This window comes from Mesorhizobium sp. WSM4829 (genome assembly GCF_055811475.1).
In genome coordinates, this window is record NZ_JBVVQJ010000042.1 from 12,955 (window position 1) to 31,771 (window position 18,817).

17 protein-coding genes, 1 pseudogene and 1 riboswitch are annotated in these 18,817 nt (G+C 60.8%); of the genes and pseudogenes, 11 read left to right on the plus strand and 7 right to left on the minus strand.

From position 1 onward, the window contains the following. Positions 1-92: 92 nt before the first annotated feature. Positions 93-3,104 (plus strand): xanthine dehydrogenase family protein molybdopterin-binding subunit, encoded by a 3,012-nt coding sequence (locus tag AC0L17_RS28765; protein WP_473518260.1) that lies wholly within the window; start codon positions 93-95, stop codon positions 3,102-3,104. Then, positions 2,992-3,465, plus strand: a complete 474-nt coding sequence (locus AC0L17_RS28770; protein WP_473518261.1) for a (2Fe-2S)-binding protein — start codon at positions 2,992-2,994, stop codon at positions 3,463-3,465. Before AC0L17_RS28765 ends, AC0L17_RS28770 begins: the two co-directional genes overlap by 113 nt. 84 nt (positions 3,466-3,549) lie before the next feature. On the opposite strand, the gene AC0L17_RS28775 is transcribed toward AC0L17_RS28770, so the two are convergent. The 3 genes from AC0L17_RS28775 to AC0L17_RS28785 form a co-directional block, all read right to left on the minus strand. Next, positions 3,550-3,891 carry a DUF6088 family protein gene (locus AC0L17_RS28775; protein ID WP_473518289.1) on the minus strand — a complete coding sequence of 114 codons (342 nt, stop codon included), beginning with the start codon at positions 3,889-3,891 and terminating at the stop codon, positions 3,550-3,552. A gap of 4 nt (positions 3,892-3,895) precedes the next feature. Further along, positions 3,896-4,144, minus strand: a complete 249-nt coding sequence (locus tag AC0L17_RS28780) for a DUF6088 family protein (protein ID WP_473518262.1) — start codon at positions 4,142-4,144, stop codon at positions 3,896-3,898. 403 nt (positions 4,145-4,547) lie between these two features. After that, a complete protein-coding gene (locus AC0L17_RS28785) occupies positions 4,548-4,892 on the minus strand; it encodes a hypothetical protein (RefSeq protein WP_473518263.1) in 345 nt (114 codons plus the stop codon). A 786-nt stretch (positions 4,893-5,678) separates the two neighbouring features. Between AC0L17_RS28785 and AC0L17_RS28790 the strand changes: the two genes are divergently transcribed. Beyond that, positions 5,679-6,008, plus strand: a complete 330-nt coding sequence (locus AC0L17_RS28790) for a helix-turn-helix domain-containing protein (protein ID WP_473518264.1) — start codon at positions 5,679-5,681, stop codon at positions 6,006-6,008. Between the two features lie 402 nt (positions 6,009-6,410). Here AC0L17_RS28790 and AC0L17_RS28795 read toward each other — a convergent pair whose 3' ends face one another. After that, positions 6,411-6,692: a hypothetical protein gene (locus AC0L17_RS28795; RefSeq protein WP_473518265.1), complete on the minus strand. Its 282-nt coding sequence runs from the start codon at positions 6,690-6,692 to the stop codon at positions 6,411-6,413. Between the two features lie 613 nt (positions 6,693-7,305). On the opposite strand from AC0L17_RS28795, the gene AC0L17_RS28800 reads away from it, so the two are divergent. The 3 genes from AC0L17_RS28800 (at position 7,306) to AC0L17_RS28810 (ending at position 9,574) form a co-directional block, all read left to right on the plus strand. Further along, complete coding sequence (locus AC0L17_RS28800) at positions 7,306-8,214, plus strand: BRCT domain-containing protein (RefSeq protein ID WP_473518266.1); 909 nt, start codon at positions 7,306-7,308, stop codon at positions 8,212-8,214. Positions 8,215-8,846: 632 nt separating this feature from the next. Beyond that, positions 8,847-9,146, plus strand: a complete 300-nt coding sequence (locus tag AC0L17_RS28805) for a hypothetical protein (RefSeq protein WP_473479578.1) — start codon at positions 8,847-8,849, stop codon at positions 9,144-9,146. Then, positions 9,143-9,574, plus strand: a complete 432-nt coding sequence (locus tag AC0L17_RS28810; protein WP_473518267.1) for a PIN domain-containing protein — start codon at positions 9,143-9,145, stop codon at positions 9,572-9,574. The genes AC0L17_RS28805 and AC0L17_RS28810 overlap by 4 nt, the downstream gene beginning before the upstream one ends. A 113-nt stretch (positions 9,575-9,687) precedes the next feature. Here the strand turns inward: AC0L17_RS28810 and AC0L17_RS28815 are convergent, their stop codons facing one another. From AC0L17_RS28815 to AC0L17_RS28825, 3 genes are all read right to left on the minus strand, one after another. Continuing rightward, a complete protein-coding gene (locus tag AC0L17_RS28815) occupies positions 9,688-10,557 on the minus strand; it encodes a nucleotidyl transferase AbiEii/AbiGii toxin family protein (protein ID WP_473518268.1) in 870 nt (289 codons plus the stop codon). Further along, positions 10,550-11,167, minus strand: a complete 618-nt coding sequence (locus AC0L17_RS28820; RefSeq protein WP_473518269.1) for a type IV toxin-antitoxin system AbiEi family antitoxin domain-containing protein — start codon at positions 11,165-11,167, stop codon at positions 10,550-10,552. The genes AC0L17_RS28815 and AC0L17_RS28820 overlap by 8 nt, the downstream gene beginning before the upstream one ends. A gap of 77 nt (positions 11,168-11,244) precedes the next feature. Beyond that, the gene (locus AC0L17_RS28825) at positions 11,245-11,448 is read right to left on the minus strand and encodes a hypothetical protein (protein ID WP_473518270.1); all 204 of its coding nucleotides are present in this window, start codon (positions 11,446-11,448) and stop codon (positions 11,245-11,247) included. Between the two features lie 285 nt (positions 11,449-11,733). Between AC0L17_RS28825 and AC0L17_RS28830 the strand changes: the two genes are divergently transcribed. The 5 genes and pseudogenes from AC0L17_RS28830 (at position 11,734) to metE (ending at position 18,804) form a co-directional block, all read left to right on the plus strand. Beyond that, entirely contained in the window at positions 11,734-12,081 is a 348-nt protein-coding gene (locus AC0L17_RS28830) for an ArsR/SmtB family transcription factor (RefSeq protein WP_473518290.1), read from the plus strand. Between the two features lie 30 nt (positions 12,082-12,111). Beyond that, entirely contained in the window at positions 12,112-13,449 is a 1,338-nt protein-coding gene (locus tag AC0L17_RS28835; RefSeq protein ID WP_473518271.1) for a serine hydroxymethyltransferase, read from the plus strand. Between the two features lie 54 nt (positions 13,450-13,503). Then, complete coding sequence (gene metK, locus AC0L17_RS28840; protein ID WP_473518272.1) at positions 13,504-14,679, plus strand: methionine adenosyltransferase; 1,176 nt, start codon at positions 13,504-13,506, stop codon at positions 14,677-14,679. 108 nt (positions 14,680-14,787) lie between these two features. Beyond that, entirely contained in the window at positions 14,788-15,780 is a 993-nt protein-coding gene (locus tag AC0L17_RS28845) for an adenosine kinase (protein WP_473518273.1), read from the plus strand. 386 nt (positions 15,781-16,166) lie between these two features. Next, positions 16,167-16,367, plus strand: a riboswitch (cobalamin riboswitch). Between the two features lie 199 nt (positions 16,368-16,566). Next, positions 16,567-18,804: pseudogene (gene metE, locus AC0L17_RS28850) on the plus strand (5-methyltetrahydropteroyltriglutamate--homocysteine S-methyltransferase). The last annotated feature ends 13 nt before the right edge of the window (positions 18,805-18,817 follow it).

The following is an 18,817-nucleotide window of genomic DNA, read 5'->3' on the forward strand; positions in this document are numbered from 1 at the left end:
CGGAATGGCGAAACGGCCCCGAGTCGGGAGTACATAGGTGAGGCGAGCCGGCCGGGTGTAGGGTCGGGCTCTCGGCCGTTCGGGGAGACGGCATGAGCGGCAGGGTTTCGCGGCGCCAGTTCATCGCAGCGGCGGCTGGTGCGGGGATCGCGGTCAAGATCGGTTTTCTGGGCCGGCCCGCTGCGCCCATTGCCAATTCTCCCGGCCGTTCGCCAAACTGGATCGGACCGGACGGTCGGCCGCGTTTTCGGATGGACGCCGTGGCCAAGATCACCGGGGAAAAGACCTTCACCCGCGATTTTCGCGCCCGTGACATAGCGGGCTGGCCGCAAGAACAGAGCCACGCGTTCCTGATCCGCGGCACCCGGGCCGACGCTCCGTTCGACGGGCTGAACCTCTCACTGCTGGGCGGAGGTCTCAAGCCCGACCGATTGATAGTCGGCGAAGACCTTGTGCGCGATGGTCTTGCGCCGCCGGAAACGACGGCTCCCGGCTTCTATGGCGACATGTTCCTGGTGCCAAAGGGGCGCATTCCGCGCCTGCTCGGTCAGCCAGTCGCGCTCTTGATCTACAAGGATTTCGCGCGGTTCGACGCGGCCAAGCGGTTGGTCCGTTTCGCCAAGGGCATCGTGCGCTGGGGCGCGGTCGGCGGCTACGAAACGCCACCTCATTACGGCGCCAGCCGGTTCGTGCGCATCGGCGGTACGATATCGGATGAAACCGCTCCGCTCGAAGGCACCACCATCTACGGCAGTTTCGACGGCGATCGGGTCGTCTGGCCGAAGCCGGATCGGAGCGGCGATGCGGCGGCCCGCGCCCTGTGGGCGGCGGGCGAGATCGAGCGTGAGATCACGGCTGCCGGGGACGGCGCGTTGGTCCTGAAGCGAAGCTATTTCTCGCAGTCGACCGACGCCTGCGCGATGGAAGCCGACAATGGCAATGCCTGGTTCGAGCCGGGCAGTTCGACCCTGCACGCACTCATCGCGACCCAATCGCCTTACGAGGTGGCGACCTCGACGCTGGAAATGCTGTCGAAATCGCGGTTCGCGGTGAAGGCGCTCGAGCTTTCGATCGGTTACACGGTTGGATACGGCACCAAGGATCATTCGATCTTTCCCTACTACGCCGTCCTGGCTGGCCTCTATGGCGACGGGCGCCCGGTGCGTCTTGCCAACGACCGCTTCGAGCAGTTCCAGATGGGGTTGAAGCGCCATGCCTTCTGGATGGAGAATACGCTTGTCGTGGATCGCTCCACGCACGCCTTCCGCATCATGAGAGGCAACTATCGCACGGATGCCGGAGGACGGCGCAATTTCTCGCCCGAGGTTGGCAAGGTCGGGGCCAGCGCGGCGCAGAGCATCTATTATCTGCCGAAGAGCGATTTCTCGGTCGAGGTCCGCGCTTCGCGCGCTGTCGATGCTGGCTCGACGCGCGGGTACGGAACGCTGCAGACCATGGCCGCGACCGAGATGATGATCGATGAGGCGGCCGAACTGCTCGGCATCGATCCGATCGAGCTTCGCCTCAAGAACGCGTTCAAGACCGGCATGAAGAACTCGCAGGGCGCCATTGCCGGCGAGGCGCTAAGAACCGAGGAGATCCTGGAGCGAGCCCGTGCCCATCCGTTGTGGAGGGATCGCGATGCGAACAAAGCGGCGTTCGATGCCGCCAATCCGGGTAAGCGCTATGGCATCGGTTTCGCGCAGGTGCAGAAGGATTACGGCACCGGAGCCGAGGCAGCGGTGACCACGCTGTCATTCGATCCGTCCGGCCGGCTCACAATGCGCCAGAACGGGAATGATATCGGCACGGGCCTGACCACCTCTCAGGCGGTGATGGTCGCCGACATCATCGGCCGGGTGCCGCACGACTATGCCTTCGGAATCGTCGACTGGCCCGAGATGCCTCTCGTCTCCCCCGAGGAGCCCTATACGACGCCGCAGGACAGGGAGGACGCGCTGGCACGCAATCCGCGCTGGACGCCCTCGTTTATTTCACCGATGAGCGCCTCAAACAGCGCCTATTTCGTCGGCCACGCCACGCGGACGGCGGCGCGGGCGCTGCTGCGCCTGTCGCTCTGGCCGGCTGCGGTCGCGCTCTGGTCGAGTGGACCGGGCGGCGGGCGGGCGGGGCCGCTCGCTGTCGACATGGCGGACGTGCGGATCGCAGATGGCAAATTGACGGCTGGAGGGATGGAGCCGCTCGCACTGGAACAACTCGCGGCGGCGGCGCACAGGCTCGGCCTGGTCACGGGAGTCAGCGTCCATGTGTTCAACCGCTGGCAATGGGCCGAGGCGGTGTTCGATGTGCCGAACGTCGGCGCCGTCCGCTTGCCGGTCGACGCGCTTTCGGTCTGCTATGGCCAAAGCGCGCCGGCTGGTTTGAAGGCGCTGATGACCTGCGGCGGCTTCCATTTTCTCGACCGGCGCCAGGTCTTCTATCCGCCGGTAAAGCGCCAGAACGCCGCCGGCACCTGTTACACGGGCGTAGCGACGATCGCCGAAATCGCAGTGGACACCGCCTCAGGCGACGTGAAGCTCCTTGCACATCATTCCATCCTCGAATGCGGCACTCAAATCGTGCCGGAACTCGTCTCGGGTCAGCTCCAAGGCGGCCTGGCTATGGGCGTCGGCCACGCCCTGCTCGAGGAATTGCCGCTCTATGAGGACGGTCCCGGCGACGGGACGTGGAACTGGAACCGGTATCGCCTGCCGCATGCCAGGGATGTCGCGGTCTGGACACAGACATCGGAGGTGTTGGCGCCGCTTTCCGAAATCGACCCACCAAAGGGAATGGCTGAGGTCGTGATGATCGCGATCGTTCCGGCGATCGTCAATGCCGTCAACCACGCATCGGCAAGCGTTTTTATCAAACGCCGATCACGCCGGAAAGGATTTTGGAGGCCCTCCCGTGACCGTCGCCACGCGACCACTTTCGATGACCGTCAACGATCGCAAGGTCGGCCCGGTCGACGTACCCGACGATCTGATGATGATCGACTTCCTGCACGAATATCTCAACCTCACGGGCTCGCGGCTTGGCTGCGGCCAAGGCATCTGCCACGCCTGCGCGATCATTCTCGATGGGCCGGAAGGAAATTCTAGCGAGATGCGGAGCTGCATCACCGGAGCGCATTTCTTCGATGGCAAGTCCGTCCGCACCATCGAAGCGCATGCCGAACGCGACGCGAATGGCGATGTCGTCCGGCTCTCGGCGATTCAGCAGGCCTTCGTCGAACGTTTTTCGTTCCAGTGCGGCTATTGCACGCCGGGCTTTGTCACCGGTGCAACCGTGCTGGTTGAGCATCTCAAAGAGAAGCCGGTCCGTAGGGCGGATGTCGAACGCACGATACGCACGATCGAGCAGGCGCTTGCGCCGCACATTTGTCGTTGCGCCGGTTATGTCCGTTCTTATGAGGCGGTCCGTCACGTGATCCTGAGCACGCCCGGCCTAGTACAGGGCTGAATCCGGCGATGAGGCGTTCCTGGACATTTGGCCTGCGGCAAACATCAGGTCGACGTACAGCCAATACGGGCGGTCTGTTTCCGTTCACCGCTCATTTTCTGCTTTCGAGATCGCCGCATGGACCCAAGCGGGCACTTTCGCCTTGAGGGCGACTACGCGAGTCCATTCCTCGGGGGTCAGTCTGTTCTTGAGCAATTTCGCGTAGTGGACACCGTTAGATCGGCCAAGGTGCGCGATTGCCCGGATAGCTTCGCCCGACCTATTCTTTGGCAGGCTCGTGATCCAAGCGGGCGCGTGCTTGAGGCGTATTGTGCAGCGGCCAAGTTTCAGGTTCTTCGACTTTCCGGTCGTGAGAAAGACTGTTTGAACCGGAACTTGTGTCGTCAGGCCGAGCTGGTTCGCCGCCGTAGCACCGGAATTGACGATCCTCTCACCTGAACGAAGCGTACGACTTCACGACGGCTTCCGCTTCCGGCAGCACATATCCATACGGCGTCTTCCTGGAGGGCGTGTACATTCCCCTGTAGACGCGCGCCAGTTGGCCCTTTTTCGCAAGTCTGCTGAGAGCTTGATCGGCTGCCGCACGGTTTCCAGAGCCAACGAATTCCTTCGAAGTGAGCAAAGCACCTTCCTTGGCTCTTTTCGTACGCATTTGAACCGCCCGCGTGACCCCTTCCATGGCATTAGCTCCTGTCAGAGAGAAGATTCGAGTTCTGACCGAATTGTCTGTTATCGTATTGATTGGAAAGAACAGTTCAAGATCGGCTATGGCCAAATCTGGACGCTATATCCCATCCAAATTATGACGCGGCCTGCCTGTGCATAACCGGAAGTCTGCATTGAGCTTTTTTGGAACGGGATCAAGGCTGCCGCAGGTCTTGGGGCCGTCCTGCGTGGACGAATGAGGCATCCCGGGTCGGGCGACTGCCGAAGATGGCTGGATCATTGCCGCCTTCGCCCGGAACTTCAGGCCCGACGAGGTTGCCGATGATCGGCAGCTCCATGTCGGGGCCGCGGCTCAAGGTTTTTGGGAATCAAATCGCGACCATCTTACGGCCGCACCAAAGTCGAAATCGGCCAATTCAGAATCCGAGCTTCAGCGTCGGATCCACAGTTCCCCGTGTTTTCCTGAAGGTCTCGCCGAAGTCGTCTTCCAGAGCCACATTGGCCAACGCAAATTCGACGAGCTCGGCATCAGATGTCAATCCGGTTCGAGCTTTGGCCATCTTAATGAGATCAGCACTCACCCGTCCCGCAATCCTGCCGTCCTTCTCAGCGCGCAGGCCGGATTCTTCCGCCCTCTGCAGGACGGCGTTAATCCTGGCCAAGCGACGCATCTGCAATTTCTCAGCCAGTTTGGGAAGGGTTCTCGTTCGCTTGCCCACGGATTCTTGGCCGCGACGCATACGTACAGCTGTCTTCGTCATCGGGATTTCCGCAGGTTCCGTTTAACAAAAATCGATTTTAGACAACATAGCAGGCAAGGTGTTTTTTCAAATACCCAAAAATAAAAGGGGTGTTGGCAGCCCCGGAGTTGCGTTGCTGAAGCTCTCCGAAGGGAGGGATGCCACGGCTGCAACCGACCCGTTGGCGGGGTCCACTCGGAGCACCAAGTCGTAGGCGCTCCCGGGCCAAGCTCGCAGCGGGAGTTTTCACCTCGTCCGAGCGGCCCGGCAGCGCCAAGTTGGCACGATTCGGGAGTGCTAGCACCGCGCCAATTCGAAGACCGGTGCGGCCTTGACCCTCGCCAGCACCTGACATACTTTTTATAAGCAATTTGCGTAGGGAACGCGTGTGCAGCCCGATGATATCGAACTCATTGTGGACGCTGAAATTTCGGAGGACCCATGCCTCCTCTTTGATGTCGTCACGCCCGATGGCGTGCTTCAGCTATTGGGGGACGTGGAGATGGGCAGCAACCATCTTGTTGTCCGTGACCTCCATATTGGAGGCGATGCCCAGGTCCAATGGGGTTGGTCCAAAATTGCGCAAGCTCGGTCGAGTGATCGCGGAGAAGCTTAATGTCGACTACATCGAAGTTCATGGAGCGGTTCGGACAACGGGTGCGAACCCGGGACATCGTCCAGGTGTCGTCAGGCTCTCCCGTCCGGCTGAGCCTCAGCTTTCTACACGGCGCGAATACTCCTGAGGCTGCTAGGGTTCTCGTCAGGAGACAGCTGCCGCTGAGGACGGCCCATGCGGTCCTCACGGAGATGGTCGATCAGGGCAAGGCGTTCGTGATTGTTCCTTGCGTCGACGACCTGCGGGCACTGAAGGACGAACTCTCGTCCGCAGGAGTGATCGCGAAGGTTCATGCGCCGCGGCCGATAAGCGTTCGCGAAGTTCGGGATAGCACCAAGCTGTCCCAGGAGGCGTTCTCCGTGAGGTATGGCCTCGATCTGGCAACGCTTCGAAACTGGGAGCAAGGTCGCTCGGAACCGGATGCAGCGGCGAATACTCTGCTTTGGACCATCGCCCGGAATCCGGAGGCAGTCGAAAAATCGCTCGACATGGAGGACGAAGTGGCGGCGCCGTCTCCCTAGTAGTCTAAGTCTTGGGGAGAGGCCGTCGGAACGGCCACTCCATCGCGCGGCTACTCGGCATGCCAATGAACTCTAACCCGACCGCGCTTTGCTCCATCGTGGGCATATCCCAATCAGATCCGCAAACTGCAGCAGCAGCACGACCTGTGAGACGCACGGAGCACGCCCTGGAGGCGGGCCTGCGCCTTCGCGCGAAGACGGCCAAGCATCTCCAGTCCCTTAGCCAGAACCGGAATATCTCGTCACCGCTACGGCCCGGAACTGGCCGCCACCGCCTCCTAGATAAACCGGCTCACCGCCACCCTTGAAGAGATGGCGGCAAAGATCACTGCATTGATCGCGCGGCCCGCGAGATTGCAGCAGGCAGATCCAGCTGCCTCTTGGGAGGTTCACGGCCGGGATTCAGCGGCCTCCTCGTCTGGCTGCGACAGCTAGTCCGATGACATGATGCACCAGGAACACGTCGACGAGGTACGCAGCCTCGTCCCGGGAAATAGGCAACATGTCTGCCGTGATTTCATTATCGATATAGGACTCGGCGTCCCAAAGGGTGCGAGTCAGCTTCTCGTTGGCCGGCTGAATCCGCTCAATGACCCTTTCGAACGCGGCGTTGGCGGCCTCGATAAGCACAGTACGGTCGGCCCCGGCGACTGGCAGGGACGCAATAACGGCATGGGAATCCATGACGAACGTTTCCTTCTGGAGTGGCGGTCTCTTGCCTCAGCATTTTCGGTCGCCATGCCGACGCTGATTCTTGCTGGGGTGGCTCGTCGAAGCGCCAGGCGCCACCTTGTGCTCACATGCGCAGCCGCAGGATACGCGAGAATTCGGCAGATGCAATCAAAGGTGACAAGCACGGCAGCGCCAGGGACAGAACAGTGTCGGCATAGTGGGCGAAGGCGGTCTCCGAGCTTTAGGTTCCCGCACGAAGCGGCCTGGAACCCAAGCCTGATCCCCGGAGCCGCCGTCGCGCGTTCCGTCAAGCGCAGGCGCGCGCACTCCGCAAGGGCTTGAGCGGAGCGTCCCTTGAGGACGAGCACGGCTGCGCGAGGGACAGAGCGCGTCGGAGGCGGACCGGGTTCAGGCGGCCTGATCCTTGGTGAGTCCAGAGCGTCTTCTTTGGTCGGCCGCTCGGGCGAAACGCCGTTCCTGGGGGTGGCAACCTGGCCATACCATTTCGAAAGCAAGGAGCTAAGGGGATTAAGCCTTCCGGTTTCGGCACGCGTTGTCTAGTCGGCGGATAGATGAGTGTTGTGATGTCTGCTACAATCGAAAAGTAGCGTCGAGGGGGGCGACAATGGTTGAAGTGTTCCGCGGAAGGAGCGGCAAACTCGAACACGAAGGGGCCGCGCTCGGTAGAGTCCATGCGCAGGCAAATCACCGCAAGGCGTTGGGGTACTGGCTCGGGTTCTTGAAGGGCGTGATGGCCAGCGAGCGGGTCGAGCGGGCGGAGATGCCGCCACTCAGGGTCGAAGCTGAGCAGTTCCTGTCCCTTCTTCACGACGATGATGCTGCCGAGCTCATCCGCGATCTGGACATTTGGGGTAACGCGCCCGAAGAGATCTACGCCGTCCTTGAAACGATAATCGGCATACGCTCACGGGAGTTTGTCGCCGCTGACGACAAGGACGAAGTCAACGAGTTCTACGGATTCTGTGCCGGTATCGCCTGCGACAACTCCATCACGCCAGCAGAGGTCGAAAAACTGCTGTCCAGGTTGGACTCGAGTGTGGTCCTGCGCAGAGACAGCCGCGTGGCATCTCTCGGAGAAACTGCCAGAAGGTCTTTTGCTGACGGTCGCATAACCGCCGACGAGGCAGAAGACATATGCGGGTGGATTGCCCGTCTTGTCGGCGACAGCGCGACAGACACGGGGCTGCCTACCTTCGGCAATGTGGGTGTCATTGACGGCGCCTTGGAGGATGCAAGCCAGTTCGTGATTCCGAGCCGGATGTTCGTCCTCACGGGAAAATTCGCCATCGGCCCGCGAAAGGCAGTCGCTGCGATGATTTGCGAACGCGGCGGTGATTGGAAGGACACCGTCTGCGGCCAGACCGACTACCTCATCGTCGCGGCCGAAGCGTCTCGGGACTGGAAGCACAGCCACGAAGGCACGAAGATCATAAGGGCAATGGAGCTTCGCGAAAAGGGAGGTCGGCCGCATCTGGTTCTTGAACCGATGCTGGCCAAAGCGTTGGGTTTCTGACCGCCTATCCGGCAAAGGGAAACCCTATTGTCTTGGAGGTGCGGCTTCAGAGCCTAGTCGTCGGAAGCGCGGAGTCTGAGCACCTGAGCCTTAGTGAATCCTGATACGGGTCCTTTTTCAAGGCGGGTAGCGGCGGCACCTGGCGCCATCAACCCGCAAAGGATCGGCTGCGAGCATGCCGCCGCTGCGGCTGCGCCTGCGCCGTGATTGCAGCGCTCAGCCCGACACGTCGGGCGGCTGTCAGCGGGGATAGTCCTCCGCTCGGAACAGGAGCCGGATCGATGCCCCTCAACGAAGGCCACGCGGTTGTTTAAGCAACATATAACCCATTGAGTTACTGCCAAATGTTTTCTGGCCACGACCCTGAGGCGTCAAAAAGTTACGCTTTCTATTTTAGGGAAAATCGCCGAAAAAATATGTTTGAGGTTTCGTCAACTATCGGGACCGGTGGACGATTTTGCACCCTGGCGGCCGCCCGGCGGCCTGCTCGACGCTCGTCAAAAAATACCGTCGCACAACCATGCATCCTAGACCGATGCCATCCAACCGCAAGGGAGCACCGCCCGGACTGCCCGCGCCTTGATCAACCCCTGCGTTCTGGTTATATTACTGGAAATATGTCGGAGGCAACTATGGGCAGCTCGCAAAAACGCGCCATTCAAAACTATCGATCTCGCCTCAGCGAGCGCGGCTTGGCGCGCTTCGAAGTGCTTGGCCGCGATGCCGATCGCGACCTTATTCGATCTTTGGCTCGCCGCCTGGCCGAAGATGGGCCGGATGCCTCTAGCCTGCGCGCTGCTGTCAGCCGGACCATCGCGGGCGAGCCACCCAAGCCTGGCGGGATCCTCGCCGCATTGCGTCGTTCGCCGCTGGTGGGAGCCGACCTCGATCTTTCCCGCTCGCATGAAGAGGGACGGAAGATCGACCTGTGACACGCTACCTCCTCGATACCAACATCATCAGCAATGTCGTCAAATCGCAGCCGTCGGAATCGCTCCTGGCATGGATGTCGAGACAGCGTGACGAGGATTTGTTTATCGCTTCGCTGACCGTTGCGGAAATTCTTCGCGGGGTTCTGGAGAAGCCGCGCGGGAAAAAACGCGACGCACTCGACAGGTGGTTCTCTGGGCCTGAGGGGCCGCAGGCGCTGTTTGCAGGCCGCATCCTCTCGTTCGACGACAAGGCCGGGCTGATCTGGGCGCGGCTGATGACAGGAGGAAAAGCGGCCGGCAAGCCGCGCAGCGGGCTCGATATGATCATCGCCGCTGTCGCCGGAGCGAACGAGTGCGTGCTGGTAACGGATAACGAAAAAGACTTTGCCGGGCTCGAGGTCGTCAATCCGATACGCGGAGCGGTCTGATGCGGCGGCGGGTCAAGGAATGCTCGGGAGGGCAAGATGGCTGAAACTCAGATATCCACTCAGCGCGACCGCCTTGTCCGCTCCCCACAATCCGACAGTGGAAATCAAGCTGCTCATTGGCCCAAGCTCGCTGCTGAGGCTGCCTGGGGCATAAGGAATGCAGCTACATCTCTAATGACGTTCCCAAGATCACCCGGATCGTGAGCAACTTCTCCAACAAACGCGCGCCACTGTCGCTGCTTTTGCGCATCCTCGGCAAAGGCCGACGTCAGCGCATCGGGCAGGTCTTGAGGTATCGCCGTTCCGCGCCGCGCGAAGGTGGCGGCGATCGCTCGTGGCAACCTGTCGTCGTCGAAGGTGAAGGACCGGCTAAGAATCCAGATGTCGTAGAAGTCCTTCATCCTGCTATTCGCCCGCCCCAGCGCCACCATCGCCTGAAATTTCTCGGCAATGACGGTTTCCCGCGCATAAGCCCGCAGCCGGGGCATGGGAAAGTCGAGCATGGAAGGATAGTCCAGCTCTTCGGCACCAGGCTCCAGCGCATCGCCAAAGCCGATGTCGATCGTCAGGCTGACCCGGGCGCCGCTGATCGAGGCCGTCGTCCGCAGCCTGAGCCCACCATACTCCAGCTCCTCGCGAATGCGGTCGACCCGGAGTGCGTCAGCGTCGAACTCGACGCCATCGCCAGCGTCCTGCGCCAGGACCTCCCGAAACGTCGCCAGCATCGGCTCCGCGCTCGGATCGCCAAAACCCAGCAGGTCAAGGTCGCGGGTGCCGCGGTGCGGATCATCGAACCAGCTCATCATCAGCATCGCGCCCTTCAGCACGAAGCGGTCGGCGTGGGGTGACTGGCTAAGCCGGAAAAGCAGCCGCTCGAGGGCGAAGCGGGTCAGAACCAGATCGAGGGTCTGGCCACTTACCTTGGCGAGTTGTAGCAGACGTGCGCGCACTGAGGCGCCGATGTTCTTGATCTCTTTAGCCATTGGCAGTCAGCGCCTCGATATACGGCCGGATGACCGTGGCGACACCGCCACGCTCAGCCTGCCTGGCAATTTCGCCGGGCGTGGCCTTGCGCTGGCGAAGCGCTTCCTGGAGGCCCTCGATCGCCACCGACAGGCCGATCTTGTTGCGATATCGAAAACAGTCCGCGATTGTTTTGACAACCCCAAAGACTTTTACGGTCACGCCCTCGACAACATGAGTTTCGACGCTGTCGTTGAGCAGACTTTCGGTAAAACGCACGATGCGAATGGGTGTGCCGTTGGGTTTGGGAGCCCAGTCCTTCTGGCCGATGGCCAGCCATACCTGTCTCGGAAGCTGATCCGTCAGCTGGTGGAATGCCAGGGCTGACACAAGGCAGACAACGCCTTTGGGTACGCGCTTGGCAGCCTCGGCTAGGCTATGATTAGCGTCGAGCGGCGCATCGGAGAGCTGGTAGAGGCCGCGTGCGAGCCGGAGCACCTCCCCATCCCGTTCCATGCGACTCATCGTGGCCGCTGTTACGCCGGCGTTGCGCAGCTCCGCGAGACGCGCGATTCCGCGCACTGTCAGAAGTGCGTGGGCGATTTGGCGCTGGGGAGCGGGCTCTGGCATTGATACGAAATCTCGGAACTAAGGGGTTACAGTCCGAGGATTTGTATCACTTGTTGAGAATCAATGGAAGCCAATCGTCAGCCGAATTGAGCCTTGCGCCGCAGCCATACTTTGAGCTCGCCGTAGACGGCGGCGCCTTCGAGCAGGATATCGGTTTCCTTGGGATGTGGTCCATCGGGATAGAGATCGGAGCCATGGACAAGATGGATTTCATCCCCGTCGATGCTGAGCGTCCCATCGCGCGGCGACCGGCGCATGAAGGCCTCTGCCGTACGCCGCATCTTCGCAAGCCGGCCTTACCGCGCAGCCGCCGTTGTGCTGGGGCGCATCCGGTATGCACGTGTCGCAACAGATCCTTCAAAGAAAATCGCGGACTTTTAGCACTCTAAACCGCTGAGAATATGTACGTTGAGCCTATCATTTGGGCTGCGAGTCGAGACCGTGACGTATCGGAAACGATCTGCGATGCGGTCGGGCGTATTGACCTCGTCGGACGGCAAGATTGCCTCTGAAAGAGTGGGAGGACGCCAAATGGAGGAAGTCAATACAAGGAGTGCCGGCCGATGATGACACTGGTCAGGCGCCTAAAGGCCGCGGCTCATCTTGATCGACTTCGAATCCTGGGACTTTGTGCGCATGCGGACCTGACCGTCTGCGAGCTAGCAGAAGTTCTGAGTCTGTCTCAGGAGCACGTGGTCGCACACGTCCGCCAGCTCGCCAGAGCCGGCTTTCTTCTCGGCAACGAACATCGCCCCTGGCCTTCGTACCACCTCGAAGCAGGAGGCTCGGACGGCGGCTTGGTTCAATTGTTGGTTGATCTCCTGCCCCACGGCGATGGCCATCACAGACAAGACCTACTGCGCCTGGAGACGATACAGGGCGCGCGGTCCAAGGTGACCGCCTGCTTGTCCTGAAACTTAGTCCGAATGGAGCGCGAAGCTGATATGAACAATTCGATTGGTGGCGCCATCGCGGAGCCTGACACTTACGGGTGGCCTCACCTGGCTGCCGTAGATTCTCGCGTTCACGAGCTGCTTTTAAGACAGGAGCGCCAGGAGCGGACGACCCTCAAACTTATCGCCTCCGAGAACTTCGCGTCCTCGGCGGTGTTGGAAGCGACCGGGTCTATTTTCACCAACAAGTATGCCGAGGGATACCCCGGCGCGCGCTACTACGCCGGAAACGAGATCGTCGATGAGCTTGAGAACCTCGCCATCGAGCGATTGAAGGCGCTATTCAGCTGTGAACACGCCAACGTGCAGCCTTATTCCGGCTCGCCGGCCAATCAGGCTGTCTGTCGAGCGCTGTTGTGTCTGGGAGACAAGATGATGGGCTTGACCCTCCCCGGCGGCGGGCATCTGACTCACGGTTGGGCCGTCAACTTCTCCGGCACTGACTATCAGCGAGTTCCGTACGGGCTGCACGAAAAGACGCAGCAGATTGACCATGACCGCTTGCGCGAGACGGCCAAGCGGGAACGACCGAAGCTCATTTGGGTCGGCGGAACTGCTTATCCGCGTATCTTTGATTATGAGACAATGGCCGATATTGCTTCGGAGGTGAACTCCTATCTGGTGGCCGATATCGCCCACATCAGCGGCCTCGTTGTCGCAGGAGTGCATCCGAATCCTGTTGGCCATTGCGATGTGGTCACCAGCACCTCTCACAAATCGATCCGCGGCCCCCGTGGTGGCTTCATCTTGTCGAGGAATGAAGACCGCTATCAGGCGCTCTATCATTCCAAGAGCAAACATAATCTGGCTAAACGGATAGACCGTGCCGTGTTCCCTCTCCTCCAGGGCGGACCGCATATGAATACGATTGCCGCGCTAGCTGTCGCTCTGCACGAAGCAGGGAATCCGTCCTTCCGCGTGTACGGTCAGCAAATCGTCAACAACGCCAAGGCTCTGGCCCAGGCGCTTCTGGAGCGAGGCTATGAACTCGTCACCGGGGGCACTGACAATCACATGCTGATCCTTGATCTTCGGGACCGGCCGCTGTCCGGGAAAGCCTATGCCGAGCGCTTGTCGCAAGCAGGCATCATTACGAATTTCAACATGGTGCCGGGCGACCGGCGCCATCCCGCGCTCACCAGCGGCATTCGGTTAGGCACGCCAGCAGTGACGTCCGTGGGCATGCGCGAGGCGGAAATGCTGCAGATTGCCGCTTTTATCGACCTGGTTTGCCGCCAGCCCGATGATTCGGACGTGCATGCCCGCGTCCGCAGAGACGTTGCCGACTTCTGCGCCGCGTTCGACGTGCCTGGCATCTCCGACAGGTAAGACAGCCAGATCAAGTGTCACACCTAATTCCAACGTTTGAAGCGAGGACATTCCATGACCAGACAATTCGTGTTTTCTTCCGAATCCGTCGGCGCCGGACATCCCGACAAGATGGCCGACAATATCTCAGATGGCGTGCTCGATGCGATCCTTCGTAAGGATCCCAAGGCTCGTGTCGCTTGTGAAGCGTTGGTGAAGTCAGGGATGGTCGTTCTGGCTGGCGAGATCACCAGTCACGCGCATATCGACTACAGCCAAGTTGCCCGCGATATCATTTTGGACATTGGATATGACGACGATGCGATCGGCTTTGACGGCCGGCGTTGCGCCCTGATCTTGGCCTTGACCGAGCAGTCGCCTGACATCAGCCAGGGCGTCGACGAGAGACGAGGGCAGGATCTCGAGCAGGGAGCGGGGGATCAGGGCCTCATGTTCGGGTACGCGTGCAACGAGACCGAAACATTGATGCCGTTGCCAATCCAACTCGCTCACGAATTGACAAAAAAACAGGCGGAGGTGCGCCAAACCGGACGCCTTGGCTGGCTTCGCCCGGACGTTAAATCTCAAGTGTCCGTCCGTTATGAGGGTTTGCGCCCGGTAGCGCTTGATACCATAGTCCTGTCAACGCAGCACGACGAAGAGGTCTCACAAGCCACGGTCCGCGAAGGCGTCATTGAGGAGATCATAAGGCCGGTCTTGCCCCACGACTTGGATACGACCGGGATAAGGTTCCTGGTCAATCCAACAGGCCGGTTCGTGGTCGGTGGGCCGCGCGGCGATTGCGGGCTTACCGGCCGCAAGATCATCGTCGATTCCTACGGCGGTATGGGGCGTCACGGCGGCGGTGCCTTTTCGGGCAAGGACCCGTCCAAGGTTGATCGGTCGGCCGCCTATGCGGCGCGGTACGTTGCAAAAAACGTCGTTGCCAGCGGACTGGCGCAGGTGTGCGAGGTTCAGCTTGCTTACGCGATTGGTGTTGCCGCGCCGGTCTCTATCCTCGTCAATACATTCGGAACCGCAAAGATTGATGAAAAAAGGATCGAGCGCGCCGTCCTTGAGCTTTTCGATCTCCGGCCGAAAGGCATCATCAAGGCGCTTGATCTCTTACGGCCGATTTACCGCAAGACCGCGACATACGGACACTTCGGCCGCGAAGAGCCGGAGTTCACCTGGGAAAAGACGGACAGAGCCGACGACCTGTTGCGTGAGGCAGGACCGGCAGCTGCGTGATGCGCCGGTATTGGATGCGTCGGCATGGGGCGACCATTTCACATTCGCCAAAAACAGGCCGGCCCCGGCGTGGCGAGAAGCCGGCTTGGGTTTTTGGCGGAGATTTTGATGCCGGATTATGACGTGCTTTGCATCGGCAATGCCATCGTCGACATCATCGCGCAGTGCGACGAGGCATTTTTGGAGACGAACGGCATCATCAAGGGCGCGATGAACCTGATCGACACGAGGCGCGCCGAGCTGCTCTACAGCCGCATGGGCCGGGCCATCGAAGCCTCCGGCGGCAGCGCCGGCAACACGGCGGCGGGTGTCGCCAGCTTCGGCGGTCGCGCCGCCTTCTTCGGCAAGGTCTCGAACGACCCGCTCGGCGAAATCTACGCCCATGACATCCATGCGCAGGGCGTTGCTTTCGACACCAAGCCGCTCAAGGGCGAGCCGCCGACGGCGCGCTCGATGATCTTCGTCACGCCCGATGGCGAGCGCTCGATGAACACCCATCTCGGCGCCTGCATCGAGCTCGGGCCGGAGGACGTCGAAGCAGACAAGGCTTCGGGTGCGGCGGTCACCTATTTCGAAGGCTATCTGTGGGACCCGCCGCGCGCCAAGGAAGCGATCCGGCAGACGGCGAAGCTGGCGCACGCGGCAGGCCGCGAAGTCTCCATGACATTGTCGGATTCGTTCTGCGTCGACCGCTACCGCGACGAATTCCTCGACCTGATGCGTTCGGGCATGGTCGACATCGTCTTTGCCAACAGCCACGAGATCAAGTCGCTCTACCAGACATCGTCATTCGACGAGGCGCTGGCCCAGATCCGCAAGGATTGCAGGGTCGCCGCCGTGACCCGCTCTGAAAAAGGTTCGGTGATCGTGCGCGGCGGCGAAACGGTGGTGATCAAGGCGACCGCAATCAAGGAACTGGTCGACACGACAGGCGCCGGCGATCTCTATGCCGCCGGCTTCCTGCATGGCTACACGCAAGGCCGCGACCTGCAGACCTGCGGCGACCTTGGCTCACTGGCGGCCGGATTGGTGATCCAGCAGATCGGCCCCAGGCCGCGGCAGAATTTGCGCCGCGAGGCCACGCAGGCGGGGCTGTTGTAGGGCAGCATTTCCGCGAGGTGCTGCCCACCTTGCCGTAGTGCAGGCTGTCCAGACAGGCGCGGGTAAATGGAAATGTCGCGTGCCTGCGTGAAGGATGGCGGTTTTTCTCCGAATTTCTGATCGTTGAGGCTCAGGGACGTTGTCGCACTTCGGGCCAGTACTGCCGGCCGATCATGATGGCCAACACCCTTTTTGACGAAAGTTGTTTTGAGCCGGGATCGTAGACTGGCAGATTGCCCGAGCGGCCAGGCACAGCCTGCGCAGACCGGCGAGTGGCGCAAATGGCTCAGCTCTACCGCGACCTGCTACTTTGGAAACACGCCGCAGGTGAACGGTTCACATAAACACATAAACATTTCTTTATACGGCAACAAAGCGGGCTGCTGCGATTGTTCGCGTGTCGTGGTTCTCCGCTAGGCGTTGCCGTAGCGGAGCTAAGAGGGAAGCCGGTGCAATGCCGGCGCTGCCCCCGCAATTGTAAGCGGCGAGCCAAACCCATCAATGTCACTGGGGCGAACTGCCCCGGGAAGACGGGGCAGAGGCTGTGACCCGCGAGCCAGGAGACCTGCCACGGTAAACAACGTCCACGGGCGGGGTGTCTGGTGGCCGCGGCAGCTCGGCGTTTATGCCGGCCTGCTAGCGCCTTCCTTGTCCCCGCCGCAACCATCGGGGTATGGAATGAATGTCTCCCAGCAAGTTCCCATAGCAACGCTTGGCATGTCGTCCCGCGCGCTATCGCGAAGTAGATGTCAAGCGGGACCTCGCCGCCCGTCCAGCCGTAACGAGCTGGCACGGCGATACTGCGGTTGTGGACACGCCAGTCACGGGCATGCAGTTCAGGGGCAGCGCGTAACCGCGATGGAAATGACCAAATGGTTCGACACTAACTACCACTACATCGACCGCGGCGTGTCGAAAATCCCGTCGAACGATTTCTCACTGTATGACCATGTGCTCGACACCGCAGCAAAAGCTACTGGTCCGGAAAATCGTGCTGCTCGCTCCAGCTGGCGTCTGCTGCCAACCTAGTGTCGACGGCCAAGCCTTTCGAGCGCGAATTTCAGTTCTCGCCGGCGACCGATACGCGTGTATGGATGCCGAGCTCTTTTGCCTCCAGAAAGTGATCGACTGGTTTCGCCGACGAGAGGGCGAATGTCTGATCGTCGCCCAGCTCCGGCACGCCCGGTCATCCTTGGACCGGTGACCTTCCTCAAGCTGGCGAAGTCTCCCGACCAGGGCTTCAATCCCATAGCGCTCCTACCGCGCCTGCTGCCCGTCTACGAGCAACTCCTGCAGAGGCTGGATCTCTCGGGGGCCGACTGGGTGCAGATTGATGAGCCGGCCCTTGTGCTCGATCTTAACCCGAACGAACGAGCTGCCTTCGAATTCACCTATGGGCAGCTGTCGAAAGCCGCGCCCAAGTTGAAAATTATGCTGGCGACCTATTTCGGGCCGCTGGGAGACAATCTGGAGACCGCGCTTTCGCTGCGCCTGGCGGGCCTGCATCTCGACCTCGTGCGCGCTCCCGAGCAGTTGGAGACGGTTGGTCGGCTCGCACCGAAGGATCTGGTGCTCTCACTTGGCTTGATCGACGGCCGCAACGTCTGGCGCGCGAACCTGGCTGCCATTCTCGACCGCATCAAGCCGGTAGTTGCCGGCTGGCCGCTGGATCGCGTCGAGATTGCGCCGTCCTGCTCGATGCTTCATGTGCCGATGGACCTGCGGATGGAGACCGCGCTCGATGTGGATGTCAGTTCGTGGCTGGCATTCGCCGCCCAGAAGAGTGAAGAGCTGCTTGTGCTGGCCCAAGCCTTATCCGAAGGCAGGGAGGCCGTAGCAGGCGCACTGAAAGCTTCTGCCGAGGCGGCCGCGGCGCGCGCAATGTCTGGAAAGGTCCATGATCCGCTCGTCCATGGGCGGGTTATCAGCATTGACGGCGCCATGAAGCAACGAAAGAGCGCATTTGCCAAGCGCTCCAGAGTCCAGGCTGACACGCTCGGCCTGCCGCCGTTCCCGACGACGACGATCGGGTCCTTCCCGCAGACGCCCGAGGTGCGCAGGGCGCGCTCCGCTCATGCGAAGGGCCGGCTGAGCTATGTCGATTACCAGGCCTTCCTGGAGAAGGAGACCGAGGCGGCGGTCCGCTGGCAGGAGGAGATCGGGCTGGACGTGCTGGTACATGGCGAGTTCGAACGAAACGACAGGGTCCAGCATTTCGGCGAGCAGCTGTCCGGCCTCGCCTTCACCCAGCATGGCTGGGTGCAAAGTTACGGCTCCCGGCTGGTGCGCCCTCCCATCATCTTCGGCGACGTATCGCGGCCCAATCCGATGACGGTTCTCTGGTGGCAATTTGCCCAGTCGCTAACGAAAAAGCCGGTGAAGGGCATGCTCACAGGCCCAGTGACGATTCTTAACTGGTCTTTTGTTCGCGACGACGTACCCCGCGCCAAGGCCTGCCGCCAGATCGCACTCGCCATCCGCGATGAAGTGGCCGACCTTGAAAGAGCTGGCGCAAGGGTGATCCAGATCGATGAGGCCGCGTTTCGCGAAGGCTTGCCCCTGCGGAAGTCCGATTGGAAACATTATCTCGGCTGGGCAGTCGAATGCTTCCGTCTCGCTTCAACGGGTGTAGAGGACGCGACCCAAATTCACACCCACATGTGCTATTCGGAGTTCAATGAGATCATCGACTCGATTGCTGAACTGGACGCGGACGTCATTTCGATCGAGACGTCGCGCTCCAAAATGGAACTGCTGGACGCCTTCACAAAGTCCAAATATCCCAACGAAATCGGTCCTGGCGTCTACGACATTCACTCACCACGTGTCCCGGAGATTGGCGAGATTTTGCATCTCGCCCAACTTGCCCGCGAGCGACTGTCGGACGGCCAATTGTGGGTGAATCCGGACTGTGGCCTCAAAACAAGGAAATGGGAGGAGGTCCGCCCTGCCCTCATCAACATGGTCGCTGCAGCATGCGCGCTGCGGGAGAAAGTGCAGGCGCAGGTCGCTAGGCCACTGTGACCGGCAAACATGT